This is a genomic window from Arthrobacter dokdonellae (assembly GCF_003268655.1).
Taxonomy (GTDB): Bacteria; Actinomycetota; Actinomycetes; order Actinomycetales; family Micrococcaceae; genus Specibacter; species Specibacter dokdonellae.
In genome coordinates, this window is sequence record NZ_CP029642.1 from 2,030,794 (window position 1) to 2,049,252 (window position 18,459).

14 protein-coding genes are annotated in these 18,459 nt (G+C 65.1%); 7 read left to right on the forward strand and 7 right to left on the reverse strand.

Annotated elements, in window-relative coordinates:
• Window positions 1–108: 108 nt before the first annotated feature.
• Entirely contained in the window at window positions 109–1,596 is a 1,488-nt protein-coding gene (locus DMB86_RS09040; protein WP_113717478.1) for a nucleotide-binding protein, read from the forward strand.
• Here DMB86_RS09040 and DMB86_RS09045 read toward each other — a convergent pair.
• Entirely contained in the window at window positions 1,593–3,407 is a 1,815-nt protein-coding gene (locus DMB86_RS09045) for an AMP-dependent synthetase/ligase (protein WP_113717479.1), read from the reverse strand. The genes DMB86_RS09040 and DMB86_RS09045 overlap by 4 nt on opposite strands.
• A 165-nt stretch (window positions 3,408–3,572) precedes the next feature.
• Here DMB86_RS09045 and DMB86_RS09050 point away from each other — a divergent pair, with 165 nt between their 5' ends.
• Window positions 3,573–4,640, forward strand: a complete 1,068-nt coding sequence (locus DMB86_RS09050; RefSeq protein WP_113717480.1) for an ROK family glucokinase — start codon at window positions 3,573–3,575, stop codon at window positions 4,638–4,640.
• 20 nt (window positions 4,641–4,660) lie between these two features.
• On the opposite strand, the gene DMB86_RS09055 is transcribed toward DMB86_RS09050, so the two are convergent.
• Complete coding sequence (locus tag DMB86_RS09055; RefSeq protein WP_113717481.1) at window positions 4,661–5,314, reverse strand: hypothetical protein; 654 nt, start codon at window positions 5,312–5,314, stop codon at window positions 4,661–4,663.
• Window positions 5,304–6,053 (reverse strand): alpha/beta hydrolase, encoded by a 750-nt coding sequence (locus DMB86_RS09060; RefSeq protein ID WP_113717482.1) that lies wholly within the window; start codon window positions 6,051–6,053, stop codon window positions 5,304–5,306. Before DMB86_RS09060 ends, DMB86_RS09055 begins: the two co-directional genes overlap by 11 nt.
• A gap of 185 nt (window positions 6,054–6,238) precedes the next feature.
• On the opposite strand from DMB86_RS09060, the gene DMB86_RS09065 reads away from it, so the two are divergent.
• Together DMB86_RS09065 and DMB86_RS09070 are read left to right on the forward strand one after the other, a co-directional pair.
• Complete coding sequence (locus DMB86_RS09065; RefSeq protein ID WP_113717483.1) at window positions 6,239–7,195, forward strand: lysophospholipid acyltransferase family protein; 957 nt, start codon at window positions 6,239–6,241, stop codon at window positions 7,193–7,195.
• Window positions 7,196–7,375: 180 nt separating this feature from the next.
• On the forward strand, window positions 7,376–8,749 hold the full coding sequence (locus tag DMB86_RS09070; RefSeq protein WP_113717484.1) for a class II 3-deoxy-7-phosphoheptulonate synthase: 1,374 nt from the start codon (window positions 7,376–7,378) through the stop codon (window positions 8,747–8,749).
• A gap of 500 nt (window positions 8,750–9,249) precedes the next feature.
• Here the strand turns inward: DMB86_RS09070 and DMB86_RS09075 are convergent, their stop codons facing one another.
• The 4 genes from DMB86_RS09075 to DMB86_RS09090 form a co-directional block, all read right to left on the reverse strand.
• Window positions 9,250–10,086 (reverse strand): hypothetical protein, encoded by an 837-nt coding sequence (locus DMB86_RS09075; protein ID WP_113717485.1) that lies wholly within the window; start codon window positions 10,084–10,086, stop codon window positions 9,250–9,252.
• Between the two features lie 122 nt (window positions 10,087–10,208).
• Window positions 10,209–10,667 carry a hypothetical protein gene (locus DMB86_RS20280; protein WP_171814435.1) on the reverse strand — a complete coding sequence of 153 codons (459 nt, stop codon included), beginning with the start codon at window positions 10,665–10,667 and terminating at the stop codon, window positions 10,209–10,211.
• A gap of 339 nt (window positions 10,668–11,006) precedes the next feature.
• Window positions 11,007–11,696, reverse strand: a complete 690-nt coding sequence (locus DMB86_RS20585; RefSeq protein ID WP_171814436.1) for a hypothetical protein — start codon at window positions 11,694–11,696, stop codon at window positions 11,007–11,009.
• A gap of 82 nt (window positions 11,697–11,778) precedes the next feature.
• Window positions 11,779–13,032, reverse strand: a complete 1,254-nt coding sequence (locus DMB86_RS09090; RefSeq protein ID WP_113717488.1) for an IS110 family RNA-guided transposase — start codon at window positions 13,030–13,032, stop codon at window positions 11,779–11,781.
• Between the two features lie 767 nt (window positions 13,033–13,799).
• On the opposite strand from DMB86_RS09090, the gene istA reads away from it, so the two are divergent.
• Genes istA through DMB86_RS09105 form a run of 3 tightly spaced genes read left to right on the forward strand, consistent with a single transcriptional unit; the run spans window position 13,800 to window position 18,455 of the window.
• A complete protein-coding gene (gene istA / locus DMB86_RS09095) occupies window positions 13,800–14,852 on the forward strand; it encodes an IS21 family transposase (protein ID WP_236783355.1) in 1,053 nt (350 codons plus the stop codon).
• Window positions 14,836–15,999: a tyrosine-type recombinase/integrase gene (locus DMB86_RS09100; RefSeq protein ID WP_113716834.1), complete on the forward strand. Its 1,164-nt coding sequence runs from the start codon at window positions 14,836–14,838 to the stop codon at window positions 15,997–15,999. The genes istA and DMB86_RS09100 overlap by 17 nt, the downstream gene beginning before the upstream one ends.
• Window positions 15,996–18,455: a tyrosine-type recombinase/integrase gene (locus DMB86_RS09105; protein WP_227878548.1), complete on the forward strand. Its 2,460-nt coding sequence runs from the start codon at window positions 15,996–15,998 to the stop codon at window positions 18,453–18,455. The genes DMB86_RS09100 and DMB86_RS09105 overlap by 4 nt, the downstream gene beginning before the upstream one ends.
• The last annotated feature ends 4 nt before the right edge of the window (window positions 18,456–18,459 follow it).

Sequence of the window (18,459 nt, forward strand, 5' to 3'; positions counted from 1 at the left end):
GCAGGCCGGTTCCCCGCACGCTGCGCTACACTGAAAATCAATGAGCACCGCAACCGCGGCCGGAAAATTCCTTCCGGCCGCGGCGGCATTTTGAGTGGTAGTGGAGACATGGCGAACAAGAAGAGCAAGCCGGCGCAGAACGCGGCGCCGGAGGCCCCGGAGCCTGAAACCCCCGACGCGCCGGTGCTGGACGGCACCGAGACCACGCAGACGGGCACGAAGGAATCGGACGCACCTGAGGCGCCGGAGCCGGACGCACCCGAAGCAACAGAGCCGGGAGTGCCGGACGCTCCGGCAGCGGAGGCCACCATGGACGTTTCCAACCGCTCAGCCGCCGCCGGGGCCGACGCCGGGCTGGAACTGTCCGCGCCTTTCGGCGACCCCGCTTCCACCGGTGCGGTGCAGGTCATTGCGCCTGTCACTCCGGCGACTGTGCTGAGCCATCCGGCTACCGTGCCTGCCGCCGGGTCCGCCGCAGCGCCGCCCGCTGCCGCGAACATGCCGCAGTCCACTGTGGCCCCCCTGGGGCAAAAGTCACCCGGGGCGACGGCGGCCACTCCGGAACCGGCGGCACCGCGAGGGGAGGACACCAGCGCGGCGTCGGGGGCGCCGTCGGAGGCGGCGGTGCCGCCCCATCCCGGCGCCAGCCTGCGCCGCCAGCGTGAGGACGGCCCGGAGCCCGCGGCCGCGCTCACCAGCGACCGCCTCTTGAACAAGGCGGCCGCGCCTCCCGTGGGCGGCTGGCGGCTCTGGCTGTACAAGGCATCCTTCGGCTCGGTCAACGTGGGGGATTCGGACAAGGTCCGGCTGGAGCGGGCGCAGGACAACCTGATTTCCTCGCGGCTGGGGGAGCGCACCCGCTTTGTGCCCGTGCTGTCCCGCAAGGGCGGCGTGGGCAAGACCACCGTCACCACGCTGCTGGGCATGGTCCTGGCCGACACCCGTGAGGACCGGGTCATCGCCATGGACGCCAACCCGGACCGCGGCACGCTGTCCGACCGCTCGCCCGGCAGTGCCGACTTCACCGCCCGGAACCTGGTCAGGGACCGCTTTAACGTCACCACCTTCTCGCAGCTGTCCAATTATGTGGCGCGTGACGGCTCCCGGCTTGATGTGCTCGCCAGCGACACCGACCCTGCCGTGGCCCAGGCATTTGACGATGCCGACTACCGCGCCGTCACGGACATCCTGAGCAAGTACTACTCCATCGTGCTGACCGACTCCGGCACCGGCATGGTGCACTCGGTCATGAAGGGGACGCTGGAGAAGGCCGACGCCGTGGTGCTGGTTTCCGGCGGAAGCGTAGACGAGGCGCGGCTCGCCTCGGAGACGTTGTCCTGGCTTGAGGCCCATGGCCGACACGACCTGGTCGCCAACGCGATCGTGGTGGTCAACATGTCAGGCGGGGACACCCAGGTGGACATCGCCCAGATCGAGGAACACTTCAAGTCCCGGGTGCGCAATGTGCTGCGCATTCCCTACGACAGGCACCTGGCGGAGGGCTCGCGCGTTGAACTGGACAAGCTGCGGCCCGCCACCAGACTCGCCGTCAAGGAGCTGGCTGCGCTGGTGGTGACGGAGTTGCAGCGCCCTTAGTGGGGCTTCCTCGCGGCATAGATATCCTCCACGACGGTGTCAAAGTCCTTCAGGACCTGGGCCCGCTTGACCTTCATGGATGGCGTCAGGTGCCCCGAGGCTTCGGTGAAATCGGTATCGACGATCCGGAACGCCTTGATCGCCTCAGCCTGCGAAACGGAACCGTTCGCCTTGTCGATGGCTCGCTGGACCGCGTCAATGACCGCCGGTTCCTTGGCCGCCTGGGCCACCGTGATGCCCTCGGGCAGGCCGTGGTGACGGCCCCACTGCGGCAGGGCTTCCTCGTCCAGGGTGACAATGGCGGCGATGAACGGACGGTTGTCGCCAATGACCAGGCACTGCGAGACGATCGCGTCGGCGCGGATCTGGTCCTCCAGAAGTGCCGGGACCACATTCTTGCCGCCGGCCGTGACGATGATTTCCTTTTTCCGGCCCGTGATCTTCAAAAAGCCCTGGTCGTCGAGTTCGCCGACGTCTCCCGTGCGGAACCAGCCGTCCACGAAGGCTTCTTCCGTCAGGTCGTCGCGGCCGAAGTAGCCCTTCATGACGCACACTCCCTGGGTGAGGATCTCGCCGTCGTCCGCAATCTTGACCGCGTTGCCCGGCAGGGGTGCGCCGACTGTGCCGATCTTGATGCGTTCGGGGCGGTTGACGGTGATGGGCGCGGTGGTCTCGGTCAGTCCGTAGCCCTCCAGGATCTGCAGGCCGATGCCGTGGAAGAAGTGGCCCAGGCGTTCGCCCAGGGGCCCGCCACCGGAGACGGCATGGCGGACGTCGCCACCCATGGCCGCGCGGAGCTTGCCGTAGACCAGCTTGTCGAACAGCGCGTGCCGGGCCCTGAGCACCAGCGGGACCCTGCCGCCCTGGCTGGCGCGGGAGAAGTCGATGGCTGTCTGGGCGGCCGCGGCAAAGATCTTGCCCTTGCCGTCGCCCTCGGCCTTGAGGGCGGCGGAGTTGTACACCTTTTCAAAGACGCGGGGCACGGCAAGGATGAAGGTGGGCTTGAAGCTTTGCAGGTCCTCGAGCAGGTGCTTGATGTCCGGGGTGTGTCCCACCTTGGCGCCGGCGGCGACGGCCAGCACCGAGATGTACCGGGCAAAGACGTGGGCCATGGGCAGGAACATCACTGTCTGCGAACCGGGCGGGACCACGTCCTTGCCCAGCACGGCGAGGGCGTTTTCGCTCAGGTCCACGAAGTTGTGGTGCATGAGCATGCAGCCCTTGGGCCGGCCGGTGGTGCCGGAGGTGTAGATGATGGTGGCAACGTCGTCCAGGCCGTTGGAGGTGCGGTGGACCTCCAGGACGTCGTCAGGCACGCCGCGGCCGGCGTCCCGCAGGACGTCCAGTCCGTCGCCCTCCATCTGCCACACGTCCTTGAGCGCCGTCAGGCCCTCATCGCGGGCGGCCTGGCGGATCACGTTTTCATGGCCGGCCGATTCGGCGATGACGGCCACGGCCTGGGAATCGCCCAGGTTCCAGGCCACCTGCGACGGTGAGGACGTTTCGTAGATTGGCACAGACACCGCGCCGGCAAACCAAATCGCGAAATCCACCAGGGCCCACTCGTAGCGGGTGCGGGCCATGATGCCCACGCGCTCGCCCACCTGGATGCCCGAGGCGATCAGGCCCTTGGCGATCGCGCACACGTCGGCGTGGAATTCCTTGGCGGAGATGTCAACCCAAACGTTGTCGGCATTGCGGCGGGAGAACAACGCAGGATTTGATTCCAGCCGCGCCTGGCGCAGCACGAAGTCGGTGGTGTTCATGGTCCTCGGGCTGACCACCTGGGCCGGAACGGTTATCTCGCGCACTTTGGCTCCTTTGCTGACGACAGTCCAAGTAAGGTTTGGCCTTACTCTATCCGGGGGGCGCCAGGGTCTGGCGGACCGGATAAGTTACTCGTCAGTAACTTTATGTTGTTTGCATCACACATTCAATCCGGGGGGGCGCTGCCGATGGTGGCTAGAATCATAGGAATGCAGCAGCCCCGTCCCGTCTTCAGGCCCACCTTGCGATTTCCAGGGCGGGCGGCCGTCGGCGGAAGCCTCGCCTTGGGCGTAGACATCGGCGGAACCAAGGTCGCCGCCGGCGTGGTGGACGGACTGGGCAACATCCGCGAGGAGCTCCGGCGCGACACTCCAGGCCGCGACCCACGCGCCGTCGAAGCCGTCATCGTGGAACTCGTCCACGAGCTCGGCGCGCGTCACGACCTGCACAGCGTGGGCATCGGCGCGGCCGGATGGATGGACCTCGACGGCGGCACGGTCGTCTTCAGCCCGCACCTGGCCTGGCGCAACGAGCCGCTGCGGGAAAACCTTGAATCCCTCTTGAACCGGCCGGTGACACTGGCCAACGACGCAGACGCTGCTGCGTGGGCCGAATGGCGTTTTGGTGCCGGTCGCGGCCGCGACCGGCTGGTCTGCCTGACGCTGGGCACCGGGATCGGCGGCGCGCTGGTGGTGGACGGGCGCGTGGAGCGCGGCAGCTTCGGGATGGCGGGGGAGTTCGGACACCAGATCATCATGCCCGGCGGACACCGCTGCGAGTGCGGAAACCGCGGCTGCTGGGAGCAGTACGCCTCCGGCAACGCACTGGGCCGGGAGGCGCGGGAGCTCGCGCTGGCCAAGTCCCCGATGGCGGCCGAACTGCTGGCCGCCGTTGACGGCCACGCCGCAGACATCACCGGCACGTTGGTGACGGAGCTGGCGCTGGCCGGGGAGGCGACCTGCGGGGAACTTGTGGAGGAGGTGGGGGACTGGCTGGGCCTGGGCATCGCAAACCTGGCCGCGGCGCTGGACCCGGCACTGTTTGTCATTGGCGGGGGACTCTCCGCGGCCGGAGACCTCCTCCTGGCCCCTGCGCGGCGCGCCTATGCCAAAAACCTCACCGGCCGGGGCTTCCGCCAGGAGGCGGTCATTACAGGGGCGCAGCTTGGTCCCGCCGCCGGGTTGATCGGGGCAGCGGACCTCTCCCGGCTGCGCCAGTCCGACAGGCTCGGCGTGCGGCGAAGGCGCCAAAGGAGCGCCCGCCGCAGGCACGCCTAGGCCCGCCCGCCGTCGCCCACCTAGACGACGGCGCCGTCGCCGCCATCATGGTCGCGGTTCTTGGGCAGGCGATAGATCAGGTAGGACGTGCCTGCCAGGAAGGCCAGGATCACGCCAATGACGCCCACCAGCGGCATTCCGCGCCAGAAGATGGCGGCCAGCACCAGAAAGATGGGTCCGCCGGCCGCGCCGATCCAGGACAGTACGACGGCGGGATCGGCACCGGCCAGGCTGGGGGGTTCGCCCGGGACAAATTCCCCTTCCAGGTCCTCAGCTTCGTAGTCCCGCGGGCCCAGCGTCCCCGCACCGCCGGGGACGTTGTCGAACCCCGGCTCGTGGGGCGCCGGTGACAGCTGGCGGCCCCACACGCCCAGGGGATCGAAATCGTCCACGCCCTTGGCCCGGATCGCGTCGCCGGGCGCCGGGGCGTCGCCGGGCATGACGCCCGATGTTCCGGCATCTCCGGCCGGCGGCGCGTGTCCCTCCCCGGGTGTGCCGCCGGGCGCTTCGACGCCACCTGCCGGTGCGGCGTTGTCGGGCGTTCCGGCGTCGTCCGGGCCAGCCATGAAGACGTCGTCGGGTTCCTGCAGTCTCGCCACCAGGTCGAGCCACGCTGCCTCGTCGCTGTCGTGGCCACCCGTGCTCGGGGTGTCGTGGCCGTGGTCAGATTGCACGTGCTTGCCTCCGGAAGAAGTCACTGGACTGGGAATAGATTTGTTGGGCGTCGTTGTCCATCGTGGCCACGTGGTAGCTGTTGGCGAGGGACACCACCTCGAACTTCTCCGCGCCGATGCGGGCCTTCAGCAGGGCCATGCTGGACTCCGGCACCACATGGTCCACGGAGGAACGGAACACGAGGGTGGGCGCCACCACGCTTGGCAGCAGCGCGATGGTGTCCGCGAGCAGCTTGCCCAGCTCATGGACGGCCGCAACGGGCGTGCGCGCATACGCGCCTTCGGTGATGCCCGGCGCCTTGATGTCATCTCCGATGGCTGGCGTGCTTTTGAGCACGTGTTTGAGCAGGCCGGAATATTTGGCCCGCGGGTCGCCAAACGTGAGCACGGGATTGACGGCGGCGACCCCTCCCACGGCATGCTTGGCCGCCACCCGCAGCGCCAGGGTGCCGCCCATGGACAGGCCGGCGACATAAACGGTGTCGCAACGGGAGGAAAGTTCCAGGTAGGCGGCTTCAAAGTCCCGGTACCAGTGTTCCCATGGCGTGCGTGAGAGGTCCTGCCAGGTGGTGCCGTGGCCCGCCAGCAGCGGCATGTTCACGGAGAAGCCGGCGTCGGCGAGGAACTCAGACCAGGCACGCACGCTGACCGGTGAGCCGGTGAAGCCGTGGCACACGGCCACCCCGACCCGCGCCAAACTGCCATGTCCGTCAGAGTGGAACGCTTGCGCCGTCGTCATGGGGCCTCCGTCAAGTCAAGTGCCATGAGTATATGCGCCAAGGCTGTGCAGACACCAAGGGTGACGCACGCCCACGTGGCCTCCTGTGTCGCCTCCCTCACTAGACTACTGTTGTTATGGTCGATGCGGTTGGACGTGTTGACCACGCCTGGCTGACCCCGGCCCCGCCGGAGAGGAACTTTACAGTGATTTATTGGGTGCTTAAAAAGATTTTCCTCGGACCGGTCCTGAGAATTCTGTTTCGCCCGTGGACCAAGGGGCTGGACAACCTGCCTGCGGAGGGGCCGGCCGTGCTGGCCAGCAACCACCTGTCCTTTTCGGACTCCATCTTCATGCCGCTGATGGTGCCGCGGCCCGTGGTGTTTTTGGCCAAAAGCGACTACTTCACAGGCCGCGGCTTGAAGGGGCGCCTCACGGCCGCGTTCTTCAAGCTGACCAACCAGCTGCCCATGGACCGCTCCGGCGGCAAGGCCTCCGCCAACTCGCTCCAGACCGGCGTCGACGTGCTCAACGGCGGCGGCCTGCTGGGCATTTATCCGGAGGGCACGCGCAGCCCCGACGGCCGGCTTTACCGTGGCAAGGTGGGCGTGGCGAAGCTGGTGCTCACCGCGAACGTGCCCGTGATCCCGGTGGCCATGATCGGCACCGACAGGGTCCAACCGATCGGCAAGCGCATCCCCAACATCCGCCGCCTGGGCGTCATTTTTGGCGAGCCCCTGGATTTTAGCCGCTACCAGGGCCTGCAGGACGACCGGTTCGTGCAGCGCTCCGTGACGGACGAGATCATGTACGAACTCATGCGCATTTCCGGGCAGGAGTACGTGGATTCCTATGCCAGCACAGTGAAGGAAAAGATCGCGGCGGAAAAGGCGGAGAAGGCGGGCAGGGCAGCCGGCGCCAAGGCCGGTGCCGGGAAGGTCCCGGAGGGCAAAGCCGGCGACGCCGTCAGAGTCGATCCGGCCACCACCGTGGCGCCCGGAACCGTTACCGTCATTGGCGCAAAAGTTGAACCTCCACGTCCGCGCCTCGCGGCCGAGGACGGTGCCATCGAGGACTCAAACGCCGGGGACCCTAACGCCGACGCGTCGGTCGATGACGGTGCCGCCGGCGAGGCCGTCCCGCCGGAAACGCCCCAACAGTAGCGGGCAACCGGCTGCGCTCAACAGCAGCGGGCAGCCGGCAGCGCGCACCGGGTGCCGGCGTCGTGCTAAAGCGCGCAGCGGGTTCGGCGGGTACCCGCCGTCTCATGACTCGGACGCGTTCGGCGCGATGGCGCCTTGGAGCGATACCCTTGAAGTGTGACTGACCTAAAGATCCCAGCAATGCCCGCACCTGCCGCCGGCGTATCCATCCCCGGCGCAGCCGTGTACCCCGGCCTTGACGATTGGCGCGAACTCCCCATCGCGCAGCAGCCCTCCTGGGCCGACCCCGATGTCTTCTCCGCCAGCGTGAAGGAGCTTTCCTCACTGCCGCCACTGGTCTTCGCCGGCGAGGTGGACGTGCTGCGCTCCCGCCTGGCCCAGGCCGCACAGGGCAAGGCGTTCCTGCTCCAGGGCGGCGACTGCGCCGAGACGTTCGAGGCCGCCACGGCAGACAGGATCAGCGCACGTGTCAAGACCATCCTGCAGATGGCCGTGGTGCTCACCTACGGGGCGCAGCTGCCGGTCATCAAGATGGGCCGCATGGCGGGGCAGTTCGCCAAGCCGCGTTCCTCCAACGACGAAACACGCGACGGCGTCACGCTCCCGGCGTACCGCGGCGACATTGTCAATGGCTTTGAATTCACGCCCGAATCGCGCAGGCACGACGCCTCGCGCATGCTCAGGGCCTACCACACCTCCGCCTCCACGCTGAACTTGATCCGCGCCTTTACGCAGGGCGGCTTCGCCGATCTCCGCCTGGTCCACGAATGGAACCGCGGCTTCACCTCGAACCCGGCGCACAGCCGCTACGAGAAGCTCGCCAAGGACATCGACCGTGCCATCAAGTTCATGGCCTCCTGCGGGGCCGACTTCGAAGCGCTGAAGACGGTAGAGTTCTTCGCCAGCCACGAGGCCCTGCTCCTGGACTACGAGCGCGCGCTCACCCGCATCGACTCACGGACCGGGACGCCCTACGACACGTCCGCCCACTTCCTGTGGATCGGCGAACGCACCCGCGCCTTGGACCAGGCGCACGTGGACTTCCTCTCCCGCGTCCGCAACCCCATCGGTGTGAAGCTGGGCCCGTCCACCTCCCCGGACGACGCCCTGCGCCTGATTGAGAAACTCGACCCGAACCGCGAACCCGGCCGCCTGACGTTCATCACGCGCATGGGCGCGGCCAACATCCGCGAGAAGCTGCCCCGCCTGGTCGAGAAGGTCACCGCCTCCGGCGCACAGGTGCTGTGGGTGACCGATCCCATGCACGGCAACACCGTCACCTCTCCCAACGGCTACAAGACACGCAACTTTGACGACGTCATCGACGAGGTGCGCGGCTTCTTCGAAGTCCACCAGGCCTTGGGCACCTTCCCCGGCGGACTGCACGTGGAGATGACCGGCGACGACGTCGCCGAGTGCCTTGGTGGCGCGGATCCGATCGACCAGGAAGCGTTCCTGACAGGCTACGAATCCGTCTGCGACCCCCGCCTGAACCACAAGCAGTCCCTCGAAATGGCGTTCCTCGTCGCGGGGGCGCTCGGGCAAAGCAAGTAGCAACCGCCCCGCCCGCGCGTTTTTGCGCCGCCCGCCCCTTCGCGGGGAAGCATGGGCACTGCGTGCCCGAGCTTCGCCGTTGCCCACATTCGTCACCCTGCAGGAACAGGTGGACAGAGACAGTTCGCGGCTGCTTGCGACCAGAGACGGGTGCAGTATTTCGCGTTGCAGAGCGAGGATGCCAGAACGACGTGCTTGGCCTTGTTCCACCTGACGCGGATCCTGACTGTCAGGTTGGTTGTAGCGATACGAGACGCAGCGGTGAAATCGTAAATATGTCCTCGCTCAAAGGCTCCCTGTCCACGATTCTTCTCGGAGATGACTCGGATACCGGAAAACTTGAACCAGGCGGGACGAAGATCGCCGACAACATTCTCGTCTCCGGCCCTTGGGAACTCACCAGCTGTGGTGCCAGTTCACAACTTAGGCGGTAGGGCCGCGATCGTGCCCGTAGCCGGAACGCCCAGCGGTTCACGACATGGGTGGCGTCCTGGTGACGCTTACAATCCAAAAGTGCGGAGCTCGAAGCTATTGGGGGTCGATATTGTGGCGTCGGTGACGGCGCCGCAGCCGGGGGCTGTGATGATGGCGTGGCCCTCGCCGTCGGCCACGAGCCAGAGGGTGACCGGGCTGCCGGGCTTCGGCGCAAATTCTGGCAAATCCTGGGCGCGGTAGCGGAGAAGACATTCCCGATCGGTGCCGTCGGTGACTGGTACCTGCAGAAGCAGGCTGGTTGGTATCGTGTCGGCGTTCACGCCTTTCACAACGGCCGTGACTTCACGCCAGGGCTTCTTGCCTGCGGCTTTTCGGGCATGCCTGTATGAGCGGACGAAGGCAAGCATGATGGCCAGCGCGGGCAGGAGCACGATGGCGATGTTGATCACGATCAAGCCTGTCGCAGCACGGATGCCACTGTCATGTCCTTCGATCAGCACCCCGGATAGATCCTTCGGGTCGTAGGCGAGCACGACCTGAGCGCCCGGATGCGGCAGGAACGAGCAAGGATCCGCATCAGTCACGCTGGCCGTGTGCAGCGTGCCGTCGAGCATGAACTGCAGGTCGACGCGGCAGATGGTGCTCTTACCGCCGTGAAACTCGACCCGTCCCGCGACCGTGGCGCGCACCTGTGGATAGTTCCCCCACAAGGGATGCGTGAACAACGCCAAAACGACGACGGCGGTAGCGGCCAGCACGATGAAGGCTGCGGTGGAAATGATCGCGCCTTTGAGGCGGCCTTTCCTGACGGCCGCTGACTGCCACACGGGGGCCTCGCCGGCGGGCGCCAGGGCAGAGGGAATCTGCAAATCTTTAGTGAGTTGCATCAGTTCCGCCTGCACCCTGTCCCCGTTCCGTCGTTACTGGCAGGTTATCCCGGAAAGGACACGGATTACTCAATTAGGTGATCGGGATTCGGGGCGCTGCACCATCGTCGTTTGGACGTCACCCATCATCTGCACTATCACTCTTCGTGCAGATTGGCCGTGCCGAACGCTTCGCGGGTCTTGTAGTTGTAGATCGTGATGCTTTGAGGGGTTCCGGTGAGGGACTTTAGTGATGCGATTAGGAACATGGCGGGGTCCTCTACGACGTTGTCCCCGGCCGCATTTTTGGTCATGGCTCCTGGATTCCATTCGACAGTTAGATCATCCCCTGGAGGAGTGGAAAAGTCCTTCAATGTCAGGACGATGCTGTCGGGTGTCTCCGTGATCACGACCTCGCCCTTGTTGTTCTGGCCTGGGAACGTCCCGATGAGCACCCGTGATGTCTTTGGCGTTAAGGTCGGTGCAGAGCCGGCGGGTGCCACCGTTGGGACTGTCACAGTTGGGGGTGGCGCTGCATCGACCAGTGCGGTAATAGTGCAGCCCGAAACAGCAATGACGACGATGGATCCGACAGCGAGTAGTCGTGCAATTTTCATCGTCTCCACTTAATACCTCCGGGTTCGGCTGGCACCTTGCGATCATGCTCAATATTGCGGTGCAGTTGAGTCCTAGACCCACCGGGACGAACAGGAGCCGTACGTGGCCGAAGACTGGATGCCTGAGGGTAGTGGAATGCAATCTTCAAGGTCCGGGTTCGCACTTGGTTCAGCGTGGGGCGTGAAAAATCAATCGCGTCGAATGCTGGGCAGTTATTGCACGCCCAAGGACACTGGCGATGCCATGACCGCTACAGCTCCGTTGTCGAATCGGTAACAGATAGGCGATCAATGAGGAGTGTGGGCTTGCCGGGTTTCAAAGGCGATGTCGGCTGAAAGTCATGCTCCCATCGCTCGGAGTTCGAAGGCGTTCGGTACTTCTAGTTGTACGAGCCAGAGCTTTGGATCGTTTTTCTCTGACAGGAGTGCGGCTTTTCCTCCATCGGTTGCCATGGCAAGTACGAAAGGGACTCCAACTTTCGGTAAGGGATGCCATGGGCTCGGGCCACGGTGGCGGAGGACGAATTGCTGTCGTTGGCCCGCGGTGTTTTCGGCTTCAAGCAGGAGAGTCGTCCGGCCGCCGTCCTGAGAACGCCCCTTCAAAGTGGCAGTGACTTCGTGCCAGATCGGACACTTGGCGATAAGGCGGCGAACTTGCCGGTATGGGATAGCCGCCTTCGCCAGATATAAGCCAGTCAAAGCGATGGACATGATTGCCATCATCCCCATTTCCCACGGCCAGGTGTACGCGTTGGAACGAGGGTCAACGACATGGATGGCATGAGGGGAGCTTGGTTCTAAAGCAATCTGCAGTACAGTGCCCATCGGAGGGGCTTTCGCGCATTCGATTGGTTCGCGAGTTGTTCCTTCGACTTGCTTTCCGTCAAGAGTGAAAACAATATTCTGCTGGCATTGTCTATCTGCTCGAGAGTCGATATGGACTAGACCGGTCACCACTCCATCGACACGCTGGTAGCCAGCTGTGAACGGGGCAATTGCAGAACCGACGAAATATGAGGAAAACGTCACAGTAGAAGCGAAAACGACGAAGGCGACCAGCAGTGAAATTCGTAGTGATCTTGCCAGCGAACTGATACGAAAATAGGGTGGGTTAGGCCGCCTGGGTGAGTGTCACCTCGTATCCAAGCTGCTTGAGTGCCCTGAGGGCGTGTTGGCGGGTCCTGTCGTTGTTGGCCTGGTCGTATCGGCGCGGGTGTGGTTCTTCGTAGGCGACGCCGTTGGCGAGCATGTTCCAGATGTCCGTGATGAGTGTGTGTCCGGTGGCGACGATGGCGCGGGGCTTGCCGCGGCGGTTGGCGATTCTTTTGTAGCGTGTGGGCAGGAAGCCGCCCTTTTGCTTGGCGATGTTCAGCGCGGCCTGCCCGAGGGCGGCCTTGAGGTACTTGTCGCCCTTGCTGGTCGCGGCGGGCTTGTGGCGGCCGGCGGATTCGTTGTTGCCGGGCGCGACGCCGGCCCAGGAAGCGAGTTGGGCCGAGGTGGGAAACGCGGCCATGTTCCCGCCTGTTTCGGCGATGATGACTTGGGCGATGGTGGTCTTCACGCCCGGGATCGTGGAGAGCAGTTCGATGTCGGTGCGAAAGGGCGCAAACGCCTCGGTGATCTGCGCATCGAGGGCGGCCAGGCGTGCCTGCTGGGCGTTCAGCTCGTCCAGGTGGAAGGCGACCATGAACGCGTCGTGTGCGGTGAAGCGGATCCCGGTGAGGGCCTGCTCCAGCTCGTCGGTCTTGTTCTTCAGCCGGCCCTTGGCCAAGGCGGCCAGCGCCTTCGGGTCGCGTTCACCGCCGGCCAGGGCGCGCAGGATCAGCGTGGAGGTCACCCCGTCCAGGTCCGAGACCACGGAGGAGAGCTTGCTTCCGGTGCTTTCCAGGTACTTCTCCAGCCGCTGCAGTTCACTGGCGCGCCCGAAGGTGATCGTGCTGCGGGCCCGGGTCAAATCCCGCAACACCCGGATTGGCGGGGGTGGCACGAACGAAGGTGCGAGCATCCCCCACGAGGCGGTCTTCGCCAGCCAGTGGGCATCGGAAACGTCCGTCTTGCGCCCTGGCAGGTTCCGTGCCTGGCGGGCGTTGACCAGCTGCACCGGGACGGTGTCCTCGAGCAGGTAGAAGTACGGCTTCCAATAATCGCTGGTGGACTCCATCACGACCAACTCCAGCTGCGCTTCTTCCAGGAACGCCTTCAGCTTCATGATCTCCGGCACCGTCGCACCCCAGGTCGTGACCTCGGAATGGTACCGGTTGCGCTGGGTCGAGGGCACCCTCACGCAAACCTTCACATCACTCTTGGACACATCCATGCCCGCCACACGGCGGTACACCACATCATTCGGATCCTTGGTTCCCATCACAATCCCTCCAACGGTACAGACATGCTGCGCCCCGGCACGGGGTGCGTGCCCGTGAAGGGGAGGGCGGGATAAAACTAAGGAAACTGATACGCGTGCTCGAAGCAACAATCCACGGTGCCCATGGAAGCCCTCCGCGCCAAGCTAGTCCACAAGCTCAAGGCATCATAGTCGCACCGGCGTCGACGATCACAGACACCACCATCATCACCCCGGCAACACCGCCGGGCAAGGGCACACGGCGCCACGGAAGCGCACACACGGCGCCACGGAAGCGCACACATTTTCGGCACCCACTGGCGCGGCGAAGCCGCCCATTTGCTAGGCCGAAATGCTGGGGGAAGCTGAGGTAGCTGAGCCGTCGCCTTGAGGCCGATACCCTCAGGCAATGCCATCGTTTCAGTCACCAGATGATCGATCTGTCATGCACCAAACATAGCCCACTGCCTCCTACGAAATTCCTTACGTGGACTTATACCTGCACGTCTGTCGAGAACTGCGGGCTTGTGTCGCCTGCCAGGAGGATGGGACCGCTGTAGCCCGTTTTTTGCCACCTTCATGGGACCACTTGTTTAGCCAGTCATGGGACCGTCCGGCGTGTTGTGCCGGGGAGTTCTCCGCTTCCTTGTTTGAACATCGCGTCAGTGTTCTCGGCGTGGAGGTCAACGGGGATGGTTTTCAGGGAGGTCAGCGTGGTTGAGATTCGGGAAGTTTTACGGGCATGGCTTGCTGGTGCGGGGTTGCGCACAGTGGGCGAGCGGGCCGGGGTGGATAGGAAAACGGCACGCCGTTATGTGCAGGCTGCTGAGGCGGCGGGCCTGGTGCGCGACGCCGGGCCCGGCGCGGTCACTGACGAGCTCGTCGGGGCCGTGGTCGCCGCCGTCCGCCCGTCACGGCCGAACGGGCACGGGCAGGCGTGGGAGGAGCTGGCCGGGCATGAGGAGCAGATCCGGGCCTGGGTCACCGGGACGGGGACGGGGAAGGCGGGCCGGGCGCTGAATCTGGTGAAGGTCCACGAGCTGCTGGCCCGCCAGGGCTGCCAGGTGCCGTATCGGACGCTGCACCGTTTCGCGACGGAGCGGTGCGGGTACCGGGTCAAGGCGACGACGGTGCGCGTCGCCGATGGAGAGCCTGGGGTGGAGTGCCAGATCGACTTCGCCTACATGGGCACCATCACCGACGCCGAGACGGGCCGGGACCGGAAGGTGCACGCGCTGATCTTCACCGCCGTGTATTCCCGGCACATGTTCGTCTGGCTGACGTATACCCAGACCCTGGCGGCGGTGGTTGCCGGGTGCGAGATGGCGTGGGCGTTCTTTGGCGGTGTCTTCAAGGTCCTGATTCCGGACAACATGAAGCCGGTGGTGACGGCCGCGGAGCCGGTGAATCCGCGTTTCTCCACGGGCTGGCTCGATTACGCCGCCCATGCCGGGTTCGCCACCGATGCCGCCCGCGTCAGGACACCGACCGATAAGCCCCGCGTGGAGCGGGTGGTGCAGTATGTGCGCGGGAATTTCTTTGCCGGCGAGGTCTTCGCGGACTTGGAAGATGCCCAGGCCCGGGCGGTGTTCTGGTGCCAGGAAAAGGCCGGGATGCGTATTCATGGCACGACGCAGGCGCGCCCGGCGGAGGTCTTCACCGCCGAGGAAGCCCCGGCCTTGTTGCCGGCCCCGGCGGACTATGACGTGCCCTTGTTCAAGGACGCGAAGGTGCACCGTGACCACCACCTGTTGACTGAACAGCCTGCCGGGTTTGGGCATGTCGCAGAGGGACGGGTCAGCTGGGGACATAGCGTCTTGGATCATGGTCGAAGAATCTGATTGTTCCAGGGAGTTGGAATATCTGCGTGTGCCTGCGGTCGGTTCGCTGGAGGCAACCGGGTCGCGGTGGGAGCCGTATCGGCTGGTGGGCGCGGACGGCGGAACAGTCCATGCCGTCGAGGCGTTTTTCGCTGATCTGCTGGCGGCCGGGCGCAGCGAGGCAACCGTCCGCTCGTATGGCATGGATCTGCTGCGCTGGTTCCGTTTCTTGTGGGCGATTGGCGTGGCCTGGGATCGTGCATCCCGGATCGAGGCGCGGGATTTCTGCCGCTGGCTGGCGGTAGTGGCCCGGGAAGGCCGCGGGTATTCAATTTCGGCCCGGCTCCACAGCGAGACGGTGCTGCGGGGCTTCTACGATTTCCACCGCGATGTCGGATCGGGCCCGTTGGTCAATCCGTTCCCGCTTGCTCGGTCCCGACGCACCGGACGGGCGAACGCCCATCACAATCCTATGGATCCCTACCGGCTGGAAAAGTCGGGCTTGTACCGGCCCAAGCCGCAGCGCAGGATTCCACGGAGCATCCCTGATCGGGTTTTCGACGACATCTTCGCGAAGTTGCGCTCGAACAGGGACCGCGCCATGGTGGCCTTCTACGTGTCTACCGGTGCGCGCGCCTCGGAGTTGTTATCGGCCACTCAGGGAGGCGTGGACCCCGGAAGGCAACTGATAACGGTGGTGCGCAAGGGAACCCGGGAAGTGCAGGAATTGCCGGCGTCACCAGACGCGTTTGTGTGGCTACGTTTGTATCAGGTCGAGATGAAAGATGCGATCGGGCAGGGTCCGCTGCAGCCGTTGTGGTGGACGCTGGACCGGCCGGCGCGGCCATTGACCTACCACGCGGCACACCGGATGTTTGAGCGTGCCGGCCAGGCGGCCGGCCAAGAAGCAACGCTACACGCGCTTCGGCACACCGCTGCCTACCGGATGGCCGAGGACCCCTCGATGCCGCTCACAGACGTGCAATACGTCCTTGGTCATGCCCGGCTGACGACCACCCAGATTTACATCACGCCGCGAAAGGAGGACGTGATCGCCCGCGTGTTGGCGCACCACTCCGCCCGCGACCGCATCGAGCAGCCGCCCCCGGCGGCGCCGGGCTACTCGCCAGAAACCCTCGCCGTGCTCTTTGGAAAGGCCACACCATGAGCATCAGCGCCGTTATGGCCCCGGCAGAACAAAGCAAAGACACCAACGGCGACTGGCCACCACAGTCGGATGACACCAGGGACGTGGCCGCATGGCGGGCACGGTTTCCCCCGAGGCCCACCGTCGATCGGTGGCCGGCCACCGGCGTTGACAGGCGGACCTTGGATCAACGGGCGTCGGAAGCGCTGTGTGCCCCGGTATCGAAATCGATGCGGCTGCTGGGCCTTCGCGGATTGTTGATGCTCCTGGACTGGTTGTCAGAGCACCCGGGCGACACCTGGCAGGAACGATGGCTGGCCAGCGGAGCGGACGCGGCGGGCGACGACTGGGCCGAGCTGCCCGCCCGGTGGCTACGTGAGCGCGGCGACTACTCGCCCTCCCGGCTGGAGGTGATGACCAGTTCCTTCCTGATCGCCGTCGGACTCGATGTGGTTCGCCCGTCCTTGCGGTGGCTGCTGACCGGAGGAAAGAAACGCAAGCTGGTCCGTCACCTGACCCGTACCCGCGACGGTGAAGGATTCGCCCGGCTGGGCGACCACTGCGAGCGTGACGAGACAGTCGGCACCGACGTGGGCAAGCACGTGCTGTTTCGTTGCGCCGTGATCGTCGCCGCAAAAGGCGGCACAGTCGAGGACATCACCGTCGGTGATGTCCTCGAGGTCATCGACCTGGAGAAGGAGATTCGCGCCAAAGCACCCTCAGCCGGGGCGAGCATCCGCGTCCTGCGGCAAACCGGGATCATTACAGCAGACGTACCGAGCCTCAAACAGATCCACAGCACCGGGCAACGCACCGTCGAACAACTCGTCGACCGCTACAACATTGCCTGCATCCCAATACGCGACCTGCTGGTCGACTACCTGCGTGAGCGGCAGCCGTCCGTCGACTACTCCACACTGCTGTCGCTGGCCTACGCGCTGGTCCGCTGCTTCTGGGCCGACCTGGAACGCCACCACCAGGGCATCGAATCGTTGAACCTACCCCGCAATATTGCCGGGGCGTGGAAGCGACGACTGAGCACCAAAATTCGCACCATTGTCCGCGACGGCAAGGAAATCCAGATCGAGACCGAGCGACTGTCGCACCTGGATATTCTGGCAGCGGTCCGGGCGTTCTACCTCGACCTGTCCCAGTGGGCATTAGAAGACCCTAGCCGGTGGGCCCCATGGGTGGCACCGTGTCCTATCAGCCAGGACGATCTGTCACGCCGGAAAATGGTGCGGCACCGCAAGGCGCGCATGGACAGCCGCACCCGCTCCCGATTGCCGGTAATGCCCGTATTGACCAACTCCACCACCACCTGGCGCCGTCAATCAACAGCGCTCCTCGCCGCCGGGCTACGCGCCGCGCCCGGCGAACCGTTCACCTCCGACGGCATCACCATGACCAGGATTAAACGTCCGCACGGCACGCAGGCCAACGTCTGGGTCACCAACCCGGACACCGCCAAAAAAACCCTGCTCAACCGCGATGAAGACCATGCATTTTGGGCGTGGGCGGTCATCGAGGTGCTGCGGCACACCGGCGTCCGCATCGAGGAACTGCTTGAGATCAGCCACCACAGCCTGATCCAATACCGGCTGCCGGACAGTGGGGAACTCGTTCCGCTCTTGCAGATCGCCCCGTCTAAAACCGACACCGAACGGTTGCTGGTGGTCAGCCCCGAACTGGCCGAGGTGCTTTCCACGATCATCAGCCGCCACCGCAAACCCGAGGGCACCATCCCCCTGGTCAGCGCCAGAGACGAACACGAACTGGTTTGGCGCCGACCTGCCCCGCTCCTGTTCCAACACCTCGTCAACGGCGAACACCGTGCCATTACCGCACGATTTGTCTCCACCCTGCTCGACGAAGCGCTGGCACGCACCGGCCTGACAGGCCCTGATGACGGGCAGCCGCTCCGGTTCACCCCGCATGATTTCCGCAGGATCTTCATCACCGATGCAATCATGAACGGGCTTCCGCCGCACATCGCGCAGGTCATCGCCGGCCACCAGGACATCGGCGTCACCATGGGATACAAGGCCGTCTATCCAGAGGAAACGATCACCGCCCACCGGGCGTTTATAGCCCGGCGCCGCGCCCTGCGACCGAGCGAGGAATACCGCGAGCCCACCGACGACGAGTGGCAGCAATTCCTTGGCCATTTCCAACGCCGCAAGGTATCGGTCGGGACCTGCGGCCGCGCGTTCGGCAGCAACTGCATCCACGAACACGCCTGCATCCGCTGCTCCCTGCTCTGGCCCGATCCGAACCAGCAGACCCGCCTACTCGAGATCCGCGACAACCTCAAAGCCCGCGTCGTCGAAGCCCATGAGCAAGGCTGGCTCGGTGAAGTCGAAGGCCTCGAAGTCAGTCTCGCCGGCGCCGAAGACAAACTGGCCCAAGTGCAACGGCGCACCAACACATCCGTCGCCCTCGGCATCCCGACCATCGGCCACCAGCCCGCTGGCTGACGCC